Annotated in this window: 12 protein-coding genes and 2 pseudogenes; 10 read left to right on the top strand and 4 right to left on the bottom strand. The window is 48.1% G+C overall.

What is annotated here, in order from left to right; translation table 11 throughout:
* A pseudogene (locus tag TES5_RS09250) lies at positions 1–317 on the top strand (transposase); the annotation flags it as partial.
* A gap of 305 nt (positions 318–622) precedes the next feature.
* Here TES5_RS09250 and TES5_RS09245 read toward each other — a convergent pair.
* Positions 623–1,495, bottom strand: a complete 873-nt coding sequence (locus tag TES5_RS09245) for an SDR family oxidoreductase (RefSeq protein WP_068561584.1) — start codon at positions 1,493–1,495, stop codon at positions 623–625.
* Between the two features lie 134 nt (positions 1,496–1,629).
* Between TES5_RS09245 and TES5_RS09240 the strand changes: the two genes are divergently transcribed.
* Positions 1,630–1,980: a winged helix-turn-helix transcriptional regulator gene (locus TES5_RS09240; protein ID WP_068561583.1), complete on the top strand. Its 351-nt coding sequence runs from the start codon at positions 1,630–1,632 to the stop codon at positions 1,978–1,980.
* A gap of 308 nt (positions 1,981–2,288) precedes the next feature.
* The gene (locus TES5_RS09235; protein WP_068561582.1) at positions 2,289–2,657 is read left to right on the top strand and encodes a YccF domain-containing protein; all 369 of its coding nucleotides are present in this window, start codon (positions 2,289–2,291) and stop codon (positions 2,655–2,657) included.
* Positions 2,658–2,958: 301 nt separating this feature from the next.
* Here TES5_RS09235 and TES5_RS09230 read toward each other — a convergent pair whose 3' ends face one another.
* On the bottom strand, positions 2,959–3,831 hold the full coding sequence (locus tag TES5_RS09230; protein ID WP_068561581.1) for an SDR family oxidoreductase: 873 nt from the start codon (positions 3,829–3,831) through the stop codon (positions 2,959–2,961).
* 136 nt (positions 3,832–3,967) lie between these two features.
* Between TES5_RS09230 and TES5_RS09225 the strand changes: the two genes are divergently transcribed.
* Positions 3,968–4,312 (top strand): winged helix-turn-helix transcriptional regulator, encoded by a 345-nt coding sequence (locus TES5_RS09225; protein WP_068561580.1) that lies wholly within the window; start codon positions 3,968–3,970, stop codon positions 4,310–4,312.
* A gap of 341 nt (positions 4,313–4,653) precedes the next feature.
* On the top strand, positions 4,654–5,586 hold the full coding sequence (locus tag TES5_RS09220; RefSeq protein WP_068561579.1) for an alpha/beta hydrolase: 933 nt from the start codon (positions 4,654–4,656) through the stop codon (positions 5,584–5,586).
* A gap of 178 nt (positions 5,587–5,764) precedes the next feature.
* Here the strand turns inward: TES5_RS09220 and TES5_RS09215 are convergent, their stop codons facing one another.
* Positions 5,765–6,334, bottom strand: coding sequence for a histidine phosphatase family protein (locus tag TES5_RS09215; RefSeq protein ID WP_068561578.1), 570 nt, complete (start codon positions 6,332–6,334; stop codon positions 5,765–5,767).
* Positions 6,335–6,704: 370 nt separating this feature from the next.
* On the opposite strand from TES5_RS09215, the gene TES5_RS09210 reads away from it, so the two are divergent.
* A complete protein-coding gene (locus TES5_RS09210) occupies positions 6,705–7,919 on the top strand; it encodes an MFS transporter (RefSeq protein WP_232309342.1) in 1,215 nt (404 codons plus the stop codon).
* A 191-nt stretch (positions 7,920–8,110) separates the two neighbouring features.
* On the opposite strand, the pseudogene TES5_RS09205 reads toward TES5_RS09210, so the two are convergent.
* Positions 8,111–8,368: pseudogene (locus TES5_RS09205) on the bottom strand ((4Fe-4S)-binding protein); the annotation flags it as partial.
* A 377-nt stretch (positions 8,369–8,745) separates the two neighbouring features.
* Between TES5_RS09205 and mgtE the strand changes: the two are divergent.
* From mgtE to TES5_RS09185, 4 genes are all read left to right on the top strand, one after another.
* Complete coding sequence (gene mgtE, locus TES5_RS09200) at positions 8,746–10,083, top strand: magnesium transporter (RefSeq protein WP_143148236.1); 1,338 nt, start codon at positions 8,746–8,748, stop codon at positions 10,081–10,083.
* A gap of 141 nt (positions 10,084–10,224) precedes the next feature.
* Complete coding sequence (locus tag TES5_RS09195; protein ID WP_068561575.1) at positions 10,225–11,544, top strand: purple acid phosphatase family protein; 1,320 nt, start codon at positions 10,225–10,227, stop codon at positions 11,542–11,544.
* Between the two features lie 160 nt (positions 11,545–11,704).
* On the top strand, positions 11,705–13,000 hold the full coding sequence (gene rpoN, locus TES5_RS09190; protein WP_068561574.1) for an RNA polymerase factor sigma-54: 1,296 nt from the start codon (positions 11,705–11,707) through the stop codon (positions 12,998–13,000).
* A gap of 123 nt (positions 13,001–13,123) precedes the next feature.
* Entirely contained in the window at positions 13,124–14,419 is a 1,296-nt protein-coding gene (locus tag TES5_RS09185; protein ID WP_068561573.1) for an NCS2 family permease, read from the top strand.
* The last annotated feature ends 188 nt before the right edge of the window (positions 14,420–14,607 follow it).

Genomic DNA, 14,607 nt, shown 5'->3' with positions numbered 1-14,607 from the left:
TGTATCCTGAACGAGTTTTGGCGGATAAAATATACCGAAATCGCACAAACTTAAGCTACTGCAAAGAACTCGGAATCCGATTATCCGGCCCGTCGCTCGGCAGGCCCAAGAAGGATCAGAAGATTGACAAAAAACAAGAATACAGCGACAACTGCGATCGAGTAGAGGTCGAGAGAGGCTTCAGCCTGGCGAAAAGAAAGTTCGGGCTCAGGCTTATTCGAACACGCCTTGAAGAGACCAGTCTCTGTGTGATTGCTTTATCCATCCTTACAATGAACCTGTCCAAGGTTTCATTGCGCATTTTTTTGACTTTCATCCAATGGATGAGCTCCCCTAGAATTGAACCTCTAATGAAGCCGTAAGCTAAAAATAGGGATTTATTCAGCAGGCATTAAGTATACCTTTTGATTTCATATGAACTTATGTAATTATCGTTATGTTTTTATTAATATTTAATATATTTGGAATGCGAGCAAGGAGAATTACGATAAAAAATAAAGGAGTCAATATTGGAAGGTGGAAATTTGTTGGGAGTGTTTCCCAAAATACTCCTAGCCCAAGCATTGATCCCTTTATATTTCTTAAAGCATATCTACAACAGTGCGCAGGCTATTGGACGGAATCAACCGTTTTGCTTGAGTCCGTCCACGATTTGGCGTAGCGCCTCATTGATTGGCGTTGCTGGGTGGCCGAGCAGTTTTTCGAAATCCTTACTTTCGACATCCAGCGAGCCTACGCGGATGCTTTTTTGGATTTCGACAAGTATAGGGACCACGAAATCCGGCACACCGGCACCCGCCATGATTTCGGCATAGGCAGCGTCATCAACCTGTTGGACAGGTACTTCTTTGCCCAACACTTCGCCAAGCGCCGCAGCCAGCTCTTCCTGGGTCAATGGTTTTCCGGAAAGCTCGTAGATGGTATTTTCATGTCCCTCGCCGACAAGGACGGCCGCCGCAGCTTCCGCAAAATCTTGTTGCAGTGCCCAACCGACTTTTCCGTCAGCTGCCGCTGTCAGCCAAGGAGCGCCAGCCAGGACACCTTGAATGCCAGAAATTTCATTCTCCAAGTACCAGTTGTTGCGCAGGAAGGAGTAGGGAATGCCTGTTTTTAAGATAGCCGCTTCGGTAGCTTGGTGCGTTGGCGCGAATAAGTTTTTGCTTTCCTGTGCATTCGCCAGACTGGTATAAGCGATGAAGGACACGCCGGCGCGTTCGGCCGCAGCTACCGCATTGGCGTGCTGGCGGATTCTGGTTTCGTTATCGCCATCCGCGGAAATCAGCAACAGACGATCGACACCCGCAAAAGCGGCGTCCAATGTTTCCGGCTGATCAAAATCTCCTTGGCGAACGTCGACTCCTTGAGCGCGTAATACTTCCGCTTTCTCCGGGTTGCGGACGCTGACAGCTAGCTGATTTGCCGGTACAGTCTTCAATAGAATCTCCATAACTTTGGTGCCGAATTTCCCTGTTGCTCCGGTTATTAATAATTTCATTTTGCATCGCTCCTATTTCTGTTTACTTTTCATTAGTAACCTTATAATATAGCAGTAGGCATTTTTTTGAAAGTAGGCACTTTTTTATTACCTAGTCACAAAAACAGGACCATTGTGAAAGAGAGGCGTTTATCATGGCAAGAAGTCGGTTTGGGGACCTCGCTGAGGCACAAATAGAGGAGACGGTTTGTCCCGTCACGCAGACGCAGGACATCATTGCAGGAAAATGGAAAATCATCATTTTGTGGAATCTGAGCACGCAGACAAGAAGGTTCAATGAACTCCAGCGGCTACTGCCGAATATTTCAAAAGGAATATTGACCAGACAATTGAGGGAACTGGAAGAAGACAACATGGTTCACCGGGAAGTCTACAAAGAAGTCCCGCCTAAAGTCGAATACTCCCTGACGCCACTGGGGCAAAGTTTCATCCCGATCCTCCAGAGTATGGGCGAGTGGAGCAAAAAGAATCTGAGTGGGAAATAGAGTGACGGCGACGGATGCTTAGGGTGCGGGTTAGCCGGGGGAGCGCGGCGGAATTGGGTCATCAGCTCCGGTTAAGCATCGCTCCCCGGAGGACGGTGATAACTGTCAGTCGCACCTTCGACGAAGCCAGCCTTATCGGAGAAGAAAGATAAAATGTTGGGCGAACTACGGCGAAACCTGCGTTCACCGGAGCAGGGCAGACAGTGCCTGTTTGTGGATTATAGGCTATGAATGAAAATTCAGTACTTAGTCTGATGCCTTTGCGCGCAACAGGGATTATAATGTAAGGGAAAGAGAGGGGAAAGGCCATGAATTTCTTAATGAATCTGATTTGGTTTGTATTAGGTGGTTTTATTAGCTTTGCTTCCTGGATCGTGATCGGTGTTCTGTGGTGCTTGACCATCGTCGGAATCCCGATTGGTATGCAGTGCTTCAAGTTCGCGGTGATGGCGGCTGCGCCGTTCGGTAGGGAAATCCGCATCAGCGAAAGCGGTACGTCGTTAGTGTTGAATATCATTTGGATGCTGTTGGGCGGCTTGGCATTGGCAGCCGAGGAAGCTGTTTTGGGTATCATCTTCTGTCTGACCATCGTAGGCATTCCGTTCGGTCTGCAGCATTTCAAGCACGCCAAGCTGGCATTGTTCCCGTTCGGAGCGGAAATCTATCGGGTTGCATAACAGGCAAGGTCATGGCTGGTATCATAGTGAAAAAATGAGGCTGTATCAAAACCAGAGCTACTAAACTGGTGCTGATACAGCCTCTTCTGTTTGGAAATTGAATTTACGTCCGGAATAACCCGTCAAAACCTTGTTGACGGGGAAAATCAGTTCAAATCACAGTCAGAAAAACCGCCAAATCCGCCTTGGCGGGGAAAGCGTCCGCGGAAAACACGATATTCCCTGCGAAAACCATGTTGGCGGGGAACATCGCCACGCATTCAAGCAATGCGATAATCTCTAACGCTATTGTTGTGGGATATTACTGATTCTTGCGAAGTCCATTTACGATTTGGCTCAAACCCTCATTGATCGGGGTTGCTGGACGGCCAAGGAGTTTTTCGAAATCATCGCTCTCAACATCAAGGGAGCCCACTCGAATGCTTCTTTGGATTTCAACAAGGATAGGGACAACGAAATCCGGCACACCAGCATTCTGCATAATTTCAGCATAGGCAGCGTCATCAACTTGTTGTACAGTTACTTCTTTGCCCAATACAATTCCGAGCGCTGCTGCTATTTCTTCCTGAGTCAATACCTTGCCAGAAAGCTCGTAGATTGTGTTTTCGTGCCCGTCACCGGAAAGTACAGCAGCCGCAGCCTCTGCATAATCTTGCTGAAGAGCCCAGCCCACCTTACCGTTTTCTGCTGATGTGACCCATGGAGCTCCTGCCAGGACACCTTGAATTCCTGAAATTTCATTCTCCAAGTACCAGTTGTTGCGCAAGAAGGAGTAGGGAATCCCAGTTTTCAGAATTGCTTCTTCTGTGGCCTGATGCGTTGGGGCGAATAAGTTTTTGCTTTCTTTTGCATTCGCTAAACTGGTGTATGCGATGAAACCGACTCTGGCGCGCTCTGCCGCAGCCACTGCATTGGCGTGCTGACGAATTCTTGTTTCGTTATCCCCATCCGCGGAAACAAGTAATAAACGATCAACGCCTGCAAAAGCAGCATCCAGTGTTTCCGGGTGATCAAAATCCCCTTGTCGGACGTCCACGCCACGAGCTCGTAATTCTTCCACTTTCTCTGGATTGCGGACGCTGACGGCCAATTGACTTGCCGGTACAGTCTTCAACAGCGTCTCCACAACTTTGGTGCCGAATTTTCCTGTTGCTCCCGTCACTAATAATTTCATTTTGTATCTCTCCCTTTCTTTTATTTACTTATTTAATGTAAACTAATAGTATAGTAATAGACAGATTTTTGGAAGTAGGCACTTTTTTATTACCTAGTCACAAAAAAAGGACTAATACGGAAGGGAGGCGTTTATTATGGCAAAAAGTCGGTTTGGGGAACCTGTAGGGGATCAAATAGAAGTTTGCCCCGTAACGCAAACGCAGGACATCATTGCAGGGAAATGGAAAATCATTATATTATGGAATCTGAGCACGCAGACGAGAAGGTTCAATGAACTTCAACGGTTGTTGCCAAATATTTCAAAAGGGATCTTAACAAGACAATTGCGGGAATTGGAAGAAGACCAGATGGTTCATAGAGAGGTCTATAAAGAAGTTCCGCCGAAAGTGGAATATTCCTTAACACCTTTGGGGCAAAGCTTTATTCCGATACTGCGGAGTATGGGCGAGTGGAGCAAGAAAAATTTGGTGAGCAAATAAAAAGTTGAAGTGATGGGGGAATTAGCCCCTCTTTTAGTTTGGATAATTTGATAGGCTGATTGAACAACTGGCTGTAAAATAATTGATGGTCAAAGGTATCTGTTGACAGGTTCCTTTTTCTTGCGTAAGCTTTGATATATATTTCAGCTTAGGGAAGGAATATGGCTGAAAGGAGCGGATATGTGGAAGCGGTATCAGTTTGTTTGGATAGCAAAATCACACCGATACGGCGAAACTTCATTTTTTTACGAGGGCTAAACACACACGTATGGGTGACCGATCGCTAGCTCGCCGTTTTGTGGAAAAACTGGGAAAAGCAAAAAGTACAAGGAGGCAAAAATATGATTGTTGAAACGATAAAATTGTATCCGGAACGGGAAGACGTCACGCTGACGACTTATGTACTGCAGGATTCGCCGGAATTATTGGACGGCGCAACGCGTCCGGCCGTACTGATCTGCCCTGGCGGCGCCTATCTTTCCTGTTCGGATCGGGAAGCTGAGCCCGTGGCGATGCGGTTTGCGGCGATGGGCTATCATGCTTTTGTGCTGCGCTATTCTGTTTACTTGGATAAGCACGAACCTTACGAATCCATTTTCGAAGGAGTTGAAAGGCGCGAGCATACGGTCTTTCCGGCAGCGATCCGGGACATCGGCAAAGCTATGCTGACGATCCACAAGAACAGCGAAGCATGGTTGGTGGATATGGATCGGATCGCTTTGTGTGGCTTTTCGGCTGGTGCGCACAATGCCGCGATGTATTCGGTCTATTGGGACAAACCGATTCTGACCGATCATTACCAAGTGTCGGAAGAAAAACTTCGTCCCGCTGCTACGATTTTGGGCTATACGTTGAGCGATTATCTGTTCATGAAAGCGACCGAAAAGGATGAAATGGGCACCCTTCTGTTTGATGCCTCCGTAACGTCGCTGCTAGGAGAAGCGACCCCTAGCGATAAAACGCTGAAGGAAGTGAGCCCGGCGTTGTTGGTGACCGAAAAAACACCGCCGATGTTCCTGTGGGCCACCGCATCCGACGCACTTGTTCCGGTCGGGCACACGTTACGGATGGGGATGGCTCTTTCGGAGCGCGATATCCCGTTTGAGATGCACGTATTTGAAGAAGGTCCGCATGGATTGAGCCTTGCCACGCAGGCTACAGCCAACGCTAAAACGTTGGTAGACCAAAATGCCGCCAAATGGATCGACCTGGCGGACGCCTGGCTGCTGAAACGCTTCAGTCTCGATTTGCAGGATAAAACCAAGTGGGATTAGGAAGTGTGCTGGCAAGATCCTGGGGGGGAAAGATGAATAAGAGAAAATTACTCATCGTTTCGGCTTCTCAGGTAACCAATTAAATGTGGGAAAAGCGCAAAAAAGTTAAGGGAAGCCTCGTTATTTCGAGGCATTTCCTTAACTTTTCTTATTTATCCAGATTTGTTTTCAAGGAACCTTAAAACCCATGCCGTTCGACTTCCAACAGCGCAAAAGTTTTCGCTTCTACGTCGTATTCGTACTTGAAGACGCAGCAGTTGGTGATGCCGTTCTTCACTACTTCACGGGGATCCTGCCATGCGCGCAGGAAGTGGATGCAGGCGCCGGCATGGGAAACGGCGAGTACGTTTTGATGATCATCCTGTTCCATGATTTCGGTGCAAGTACGGACCATCCGTTCCATTACCTGGTCGCCGGATTCGCCGCCGTACTGCACAAAAAAGGTGCTCTTGTCTTTGGGATTGAGGTCTTCGCTCTCGCCTTCAAAAGTGCCGAAATGCATCTCCTTCAGTCCTTTCAGGCGTTGGTAAGGCATCAATTCGTTCGTCACGATCTCCAGTGTATCACTGGCGCGCTCGGCGGTGGAGCTGTAGGCGTGGTCGAGATCGATATCATCAAAGTAGGCACTGGCGATTCCGGCTTGCTGGATGCCGAGCTCCGTCAAAGGCGAATCGCAGGCGCCCTGGATTTTTCTGCGGACATTGAAAAGCGTCTGGCCATGGCGCATCAAGTATAAGGTTTTTTTCATATGGAATCCTCCTGAATTGTGAAGCGTATGCATTATCATTATACTACTTGCTTCGGGTGATACGTCAACAACAATGAGGTTTGTCCTCCGGCGAACGAAGGCTATGCCGGAGGACGCTTCACATTATAAGTATGTGCTCCGATTAGAACAGGCTTGCCGGAGAAGAACCTGCAAGGTACCGCTGTCCTCCGGTGGGGGAACTCTCGCCGGAGGAGCGCGCCGATTCCGTCGCTCGGCGCGGGAATTCACTCGCCGCAAATATTTCAGCGAAAAGGCTTGACCTGGAGTTCACTTCAGGTGTTATGCTTAGCCTAACAAGTTAGCGATTACAAATCTACGAGGTGCTTTGTCGCGGAAAGGCGGTATCGATTTGAAAAAAGACCTGCTATTGAAAATGTCCATCCTCTCGGCCTCGTTAGTCGTGGTGTCAGGAGGGGCCATCGCTGCCAATATTCCGGCCATGGCGAAAACATACGCGGATGTTCCGCTCCAAACGGTAGAAATGCTGTCGACCATCCCATCCCTGTTCATCATTATTTCGGTATTGATGAGCAATCTGTTCGCGCGTTATTTGGGTTACAAACGCACGATCCTGATCGGAATCGCAATCGTCCTCGTTTCCGGCATCATTCCGGCTCTGATTGGCAATTTTTGGATCATCCTTATATCGCGTGCGCTCTTCGGTTTCGGTGTAGGCATGTTCAATTCCCTCCTTGTCGCAATCATCAGCCATTTTTACGAAGGCGACGAAAGGGCGGCCATGATCGGTTACCAGAGTGCCTTCGAAGGGCTGAGCGGGATGTTCATGACATTCGCCGTCGGACAGTTGCTGAAGGTCCATTGGCAAACCTCCTTTTGGGTCTATCTGATCGCATTGCCGGTCTTCATCCTGTTCCTGCTCTTCGTCCCGAATGTCGCTTATGACGAAATCGGGAAAGAAAAGCCTGCAGACGGGGGAATGAAATCATCGGCCGTTCCAAAAAACAGCGAGCCCGCTCTCGGCAAACGGGACTTCCAGGGTTACATCGTTTTGTTGGTCATAGCCGTCATCATTTATATGTCCATCGCAGTGAAAGGGACGACCTTGATGACCACATTGGGCTACGGCGATGCGACTGACGGCAGCAACATCCTGGCGCTGATCGGGGTAGGGGCCATGTCAGCCGGTTTTCTTTTCGGGAAAGTGTACCGGATCACTCGAAACTACACGCTGCCGATTTCATTCTCCGTCATGAGCGTCGGCATGTTTTTGATCGCGTCATCGAACAGTGTCCTGCAGACCAGCATCGCAGCGGTCGTCTGCGGCTTTTCCTTCAGGACGTTCCTCCCTTATCTTTTCAACAAGGTCAGCACGTCATCTGCCGGCAATGCGGCTTACCGGACGTCACTCATTCTTGTAGGCTTCAATATCGGCGCAGCCTTCTCGCCATACGGCATCGTGGTATTGGAGTGGCTGTTCCAGGTAACTTCGGTGCGCGGTATCTTCTATATCGAAGCTGCGATCCTGCTTGGATTGGCGGTCTTCAGATTTGTGGTGACCTTGAGGAAACCAAGGGAAAATGCGCAGATAGCTGCGGCAGAATAGAATGAATAATAAAAAAAGACATAAAAAATCACCCGCGAAGGATCTTGAGGTCCTTTGTGGGTGATTTTTTGGGTAGAAGGCTATTTTTTGGTTTGATCGGGAGGGCAATCATTTGTTTCCTCTGGGCCGTCCGCAGTTTGTTCGGGCTTCATCGCTCCCAAGGGAAAGGTCGGTAAGATTTCTTCCGAGCCTTTCAAGCGGTACTTCAGCGCTCCGGATGGGCATGTATGGATGACACGTGCCACTTCTTCAGGCGAATCTGCATCAGCCAGTATCCAAGGTTTTCTTTTCGTGTCGAAGATTGCATTGTTCCCCCGCACGCAGTTGCCGGAGTATGTGCAGACGCTTAAGTTGAAGTAGACATCGACCTTTTCCCCTGTGTATTTTCTATAGCCGTGCGCTAATAGTTCAGACTCGTTCACAATAATGGCTCCCCTCTCGCACCGCATTTTGATAGCGGATTCATTTGTGACTATTATATCACTTTGGCCATGAAATCCGTAAAGGAATACTTCTTTAGGCAAAGGTGGCCATACACGATGATAAGTAGTAGACTAAGTATGGAGAGCAGGGGGATTTATCGATATCCTTGTGCGTAATGAAAGAATAAAAAGATTGAGGTGAGAACAAATGGACGCAGATAGTAGTCAGGGTATAGCAGACAAACCACCTAGGCGCGGTTTTAGCCTGAATGGTTCCGCGTGGAGCCAGCCATCAGGTCTGTTTGTATCCTCAGCCCAATCGCAGATAATATAAACCGGAAACTTGTCGTCTCGAATCCGTCTGTTATGCCTTCAAAAAGATGAATCAAATTGGAGGTATGGACATGGAATTGAACGAAATGATATTGAATGCAGTAGAAAACAAAAATGTTGCAGAATTGAAGGAGCTCGTCGGCGATCACTATCCAGTGGATGTCGCAACGGCTCTGTTTGAATTTGAAGATGAAGAATTGGCAGCTTTGCTCAATCTGTTGGAAGCGAAGGAAATCGCCGCCATCATAGAGGAAGCGGAAGAGGAACTCCAACAAGGCATGATCGGCTTGTTGGACTCGAAGAAAATCGTCAAGTTCTTCGCTTACATGTCGCCCGATGACATTGCCGATATCCTGGGAACGCTCGGTGTCGGACAACGCAAAGAAATCTTGGGAATGATGAAAAAAAGCGATTCGAATGAGATTCAGATGCTTTTGGGGTATGGACCTGACACTGCCGGGGGGATCATGACCACGAAATACATCGCTTTGAAAAGCGGGCTCAGCATGAAAGATGTGCTGCAGGAAATCCGGCGCATCGGCCCTAAAACAGAAATCATCGAAACGATTTTTGTCGTCGATAAATCGAATGAATTGATCGGGTCAGCCGACTTGCGTGATATTTTGGCCTCCGCTGAAGATGTCAGCTTGGAAGAAATCATGAACGACAATGTCCTTTCGGTCCGCCCGGAAACCGATCAGGAGGAAGTCTCGCTTATTGTTTCCAAATACGATCTGAAAGTCATCCCTGTCGTGAACCGCCGAAACGTCATCCTCGGCATCATCACGATTGATGACATCATCGACGTTATAGTCGAAGAACAAACAGAAGACTTGCTGATGCTGTCAGGGGTAAGCAAGGATGAAAAGGTCGGCAACAAAATCAGCACTTCTGTTGTCAGAAGGCTGCCTTGGTTGGTCATCAATTTGATGACTGCCTTCCTGGCTTCCTTTACAGTCGGGATGTTCGAGGATGTCATCATCCAAGTGGTCGCGCTTGCTGCTGCAATGCCGATCGTTACCGGAATGGGCGGGAATGCCGGCTCCCAGACGTTATCCGTGGTCATCCGGAGCATCGCCTTGGGGGAAGTCGATATAAAAAACGATTGGAAATATGTTTTCAACGAGGTTGGCTTGGGATTAATCAACGGGTCGGTGACCGGATTGATCACCGGCATCATTCTTTACTTCAGATATGATAATTTCTTTTTGGGACTGATCATTCTGATAGCCATGATCGGAAATCTCATCATCGCAGGCTTCTTCGGGTTCTTGATTCCGTTGGCTTTGAAAAGATGGGATCTTGATCCGGCGATTTCTTCCTCCATTTTCCTGACCACTGCGACCGATGTATTCGGCTTCTTTCTATTTTTGAGCTTGGCGAAAATGTTCTTGCCGCACTTGCTGTGACAGGCATGCATAAAGAATTATCCGAGAGGCGCTTACGAGATAAGCGACCTCTCTTTCTTTCGATTTATGGCAGATGTTATATAATGTAAGCAAATCAGTTTTCTTGCAAGTTGCCCTATGACATTTTGGAGGGGATGGACGATGTTCAACAGAAATCACAGGATGAAAGTCCTTTTTGCAACACTAATAATAGTGACGGCTATGGCCGGCTGCGCGAAGGAACCATACAGGGATTCCCCGGTCGAAGAATCGGTGGCAACCAAAGATGCTCCTCATACATTGGATGTATTCCATATAGCCTTTGCCCCCGGATCGGATGAAACGGAGCGGACGTTCAGTTGGCATACCCGGGGCATGAACAAAAAAGCCGTAGTGGAGCTGACCCAGCTGGATGAAGAAGGCAATGTCCTGTCGAGCGAAACGTTTGAGTCAAATGTCGAAGCTATTTTGCGCGGCTTTTCAAGACACAAAGCCACCATCACCGGACTGGAGGAGAAACAGCTTTATTCCTACCGTTTCGGCGATGGCCACCGTGCCTGGTCGGAATCCTATACCTTCCGGACGCAGGCGACCGAGGACGGTGACTTCAACTTCCTGTTCTTCGGTGATCCGCAGATAGGAGCGGGCGATGGCGCCCGGATCGATGCGGATGGCTGGGACCGGACGGTGACGACCGCGATGGAAATGTTTCCCGACACAGCCTTTCTTGTATCAGCGGGAGATCAGGTGAACACAGCCTACAATCTGAAACAATATGATGGCTGGTTCTTCCCTGAAGAGCTGACCACCTATCCCATCATGTCCATTGTCGGTAACCATGATGCCGCCTCGTTTGCGGATTATTTCAATGTACCGAATGAAACAGGCTTGGGAGGGGATTCCGAAGGCAGCGATTTTTACTTTTCTTATGGGAACACCTTGTTCATGGCGCTGAATTCCCAAAGCAGCGATGTCGAGGAGCACCGTAAAGCGATGGAAAGGGCGATCGCGGCAAATCCGGATGCCACCCACCGGATTGTGCTCTTGCACAAGTCGCTCTACAGCAGCGCGGACCATGCGCTTGAAGAAGATGTCCTGGCTTTGCGGGACGGATTGGTGCCGGTCTTCGATGAACTTGATATCGATGTGGCTTTGATGGGGCATGACCATGTCTATGTGCGAACCTATCAGATGAAAGGCGATGCGGTCGTTGAGGAAATCGCCTACGATGAGGCAGGTGCCGCTGTCGATCCGGAAGGCACACTGTATTTGACCGGTAACTCAGCTTCTGACTCCAAATATTACGACATGCAGGATTCCTCCGTCTATGAACGCTATGCGGCTGTTGCGCTGCAGTTGGAGGAACCGACTTTTATGAATGTCGAAGTGACCGACGATTCCCTGACTTTCACAACCTATAAAACCGCCGACCAGTCGGTTGTGGATGCGTACAGCATTGTGAAGACGGTTGGAGATGAATGAGCGGGAAAAGCTGGATAGTCTTTTCGTTGCCTGCGGGGAGTTTCCCTTGAGGGCAACGTTTTATTTTTGCGCCAAAATAAAGCCATTTTTTACCGAAAAATGGTATAGTGTCAGTGCGTGCATCATCAAATCAGAGTTGAAGGAGAAAAGAGGAATATGTGTGAACTTAAGCCAAAGCCAAAATCTTACCCAAACGCAGACACAAAAGCAAACGCTTTCCCAAACGATGCTGCAAGGAATCCATATACTTCAGTTAGGTACTCTCGAACTGCACGATTATCTGAATCAGAAGGTTTTGGATAATCCGTTTCTGCAGATGAAAGTAAGGGAGTCGCGGGTTTCCAGAAGAGGCAGTCAAGCCAATGATTTGAGTTGGATACCTGACCGTAAACAATCCCTTTATGAATATATTACGGAGCAAATTATGCTGACTTATCGGGATACCTACCTCCGCACCTTGATTGTTTGGTGGATTAACCAATTGAACGATAAGGGGTATGTCATCAAAAGCATCGAAGAAGCTGCTGCTGAAACGAAGGCCACCCCGATCCAAATGATGGATGCCTTGACACTGCTGCAGCAACTCGATCCGCCTGGCATCGGGGCGCGTAACCTGCAGGAGTGTCTGATGCTGCAGACGGAACGGCGGGAGGATGCACCCGATATCGCTTATATCGTGTTGGAAGAGTCATTTGATGATTTGATCAACAGAAAATGGGGCGCCATTTCTAAAAGATATGCGGTAACATTAGAAAATATCCAATCCGTTTTCGATTTTGTCCAGCATCTGAATCCTTCTCCCGGGTCAGCATTCCAAGCCGATGAGCAAATCTCCGTCAGACCGGATATCATTGTCACCATCAAAGATGCACAACTTCAGATAAACGAAGCCCGCTATGGCGTGCCGATCCTCTCCTTCAATAAAGCCTATGCAGAGGAACTGGAGCAAATGAAGGACAAGGAAGTCGTTAAGTATGTCAGAGAAAAAAAGAAAGAGTACGAATCGCTGCAGGAAAATTTGTTGCTCCGCAGTGAAACGATTTTACGCGTCAGTACGGCAATCGTGCACAGACAGGCAGCTTTTTTCTTTGATGAAGCGCATCCGCTTGTTCCACTGCAATTAACAGACCTCGCCGAGGAATTGAATCTGCACGAATCCACCATCAGTCGCGCAATAAACGACACGTATGTCCAAACAGATTCGGGTCTCTATGAACTGAAGTACTTCTTGTCCCGGAAAGCCAAATCGGGAAATGAAGACGCCATCTCCACAACGTCGGTCCAACAGATGATCCAAAAACTGATTGAGGAAGAGGACAAGCACAAACCGCTGTCCGATCAGAAAATAGTCGATCTGTTGGTCCAAGAGAAAATCGATATCTCGAGGCGGACAGTGGCCAAGTACAGGACGGAGCTCAACATCCCAGCCACTTCGAAGAGGAAACGGTTCGATTGAATTGTAGCAAGCAACAGAAAGGAAGGGAATTGTGAAAAGTAAAAGACTACATTTGATTGTTTTGGACTCTGTTGGAATTGGAGTGGCTCCCGATGCGGCAGCTTGCCCGGATGCGAGCGTGAGATGATGGAACTATTGCAAGAACTCTTTCATGTGAAAGAGAAAGGGAGTTCTTTACGAACCGAAATGTTGGCGAGTGCGACTTCCTTTTTCTCTATTGTGTATATTGTGGCCGTCAATGCGTTGATTTTGTCTCAAGCCGGCATGGATTATAATTCGGTTGTGATTGCGACGATACTGACAACGGCCGTCAGTAACATTCTGATGGGCCTGTATGCCAATTCACCCTTGATACTTGCCCCAGGGATGAGCGACAATGCGTTCTTTACCTATATCTTGGTCGGTGCCTTTGCTTTTACTTGGCAACAAAGTTTATCGATTATCTTTATCGTCGGGCTGCTCTTTTTTCTGTTGACGCATTTCAACGTGGTAGATCAACTCCTTCGCTCCATCCCGGTGACTTTGATCAAAGGGATGAGCGCGGGAGTCGGCTTCTTCCTGATATTTCTTGGCCTGAAGAACGGCGGCATCATCGTATCCTCAGAGGGTACAATCGTGGCACTGAATAATATTTTTCAACCGGTGCCGTTGACGCTCTTGGCAACGCTGCTGGTCGGGCTGATCCTGTTCGTCAAAAATATAAAAGGCAATTTTTTATTAACGATTATTTTCGGTGTTCTCATTTCCATTGCGCTAGGGGTAACGGATATCAGCTCCTTTTCCTATTCCTTCATCGATCTGGGTTCCTTGGAGCCGTTTGTCTTCCAACATGATTTTTCGGGCGTTCTGTCGATGGACTACTGGGTTGCCGTATTTTCTCTTCTGATTTTGGTCGTTTTCCAGAACTTAGGGACACAAGTCAGTTTTTTGACATCCGAACAACCGAAAGTATTGAAACGAACGCTGGAATCGAATGCTTTATCAGTGATGATTGCCGGTTTGTTGGGCTGCAGCTCCACCTGCACAAGTGCGGAAGGCGCAACGGGCATCGCTGTAGGAGGAAGGAGCGGATTGACATCCTTTATGGTGGGCGTTTATTTCCTGTTCACCATCGCGTTGATTCCCTTCATTGCCCTTATCCCGCTGGCGGTCATCTCGGCTTTGCTCATCATTGTAGGGTCCTTGTTAGCGGCCAACAATCTGAAGGGCATCAATTTTGATGATTTCACGGAATATTTTCCGGCTATCCTGATGGTGCTGATGATGGTGTTGACGTTTAATATCGCGGATGGTATCGGCTGGGGGTTTATCCTGTATACGTTCATCAAAGTGTTTTCGGGTGATCGACAAGCGGTATCAAAAATGATGTACGGATTGACGGGTATCTTTATTCTGTATTTCGTTTTGAAATTTATTTGAAAAAGGCAAAAAGCTGGTCTCTTTTGGAGATCGGCTTTTTGCTTTTTGATCGAGACGCAGGGGTGCGGGGCTTAGCTTATGCGGAGTGAATCGCTGTGCTTACCGATTCATCACCGATAAAAAACTGTACAGGAGGGTGAGATTGTCGAATAGTGGACGGCTATTCGACTAATTAACCTCAGCGTAAG

The sequence above is a fragment of the Trichococcus sp. ES5 genome (assembly GCF_900067165.1).
GTDB classification, from domain to species: Bacteria; Bacillota; Bacilli; order Lactobacillales; family Aerococcaceae; genus Trichococcus; species Trichococcus flocculiformis.
This window is presented reverse-complemented; position numbering and strand designations above follow the sequence as displayed.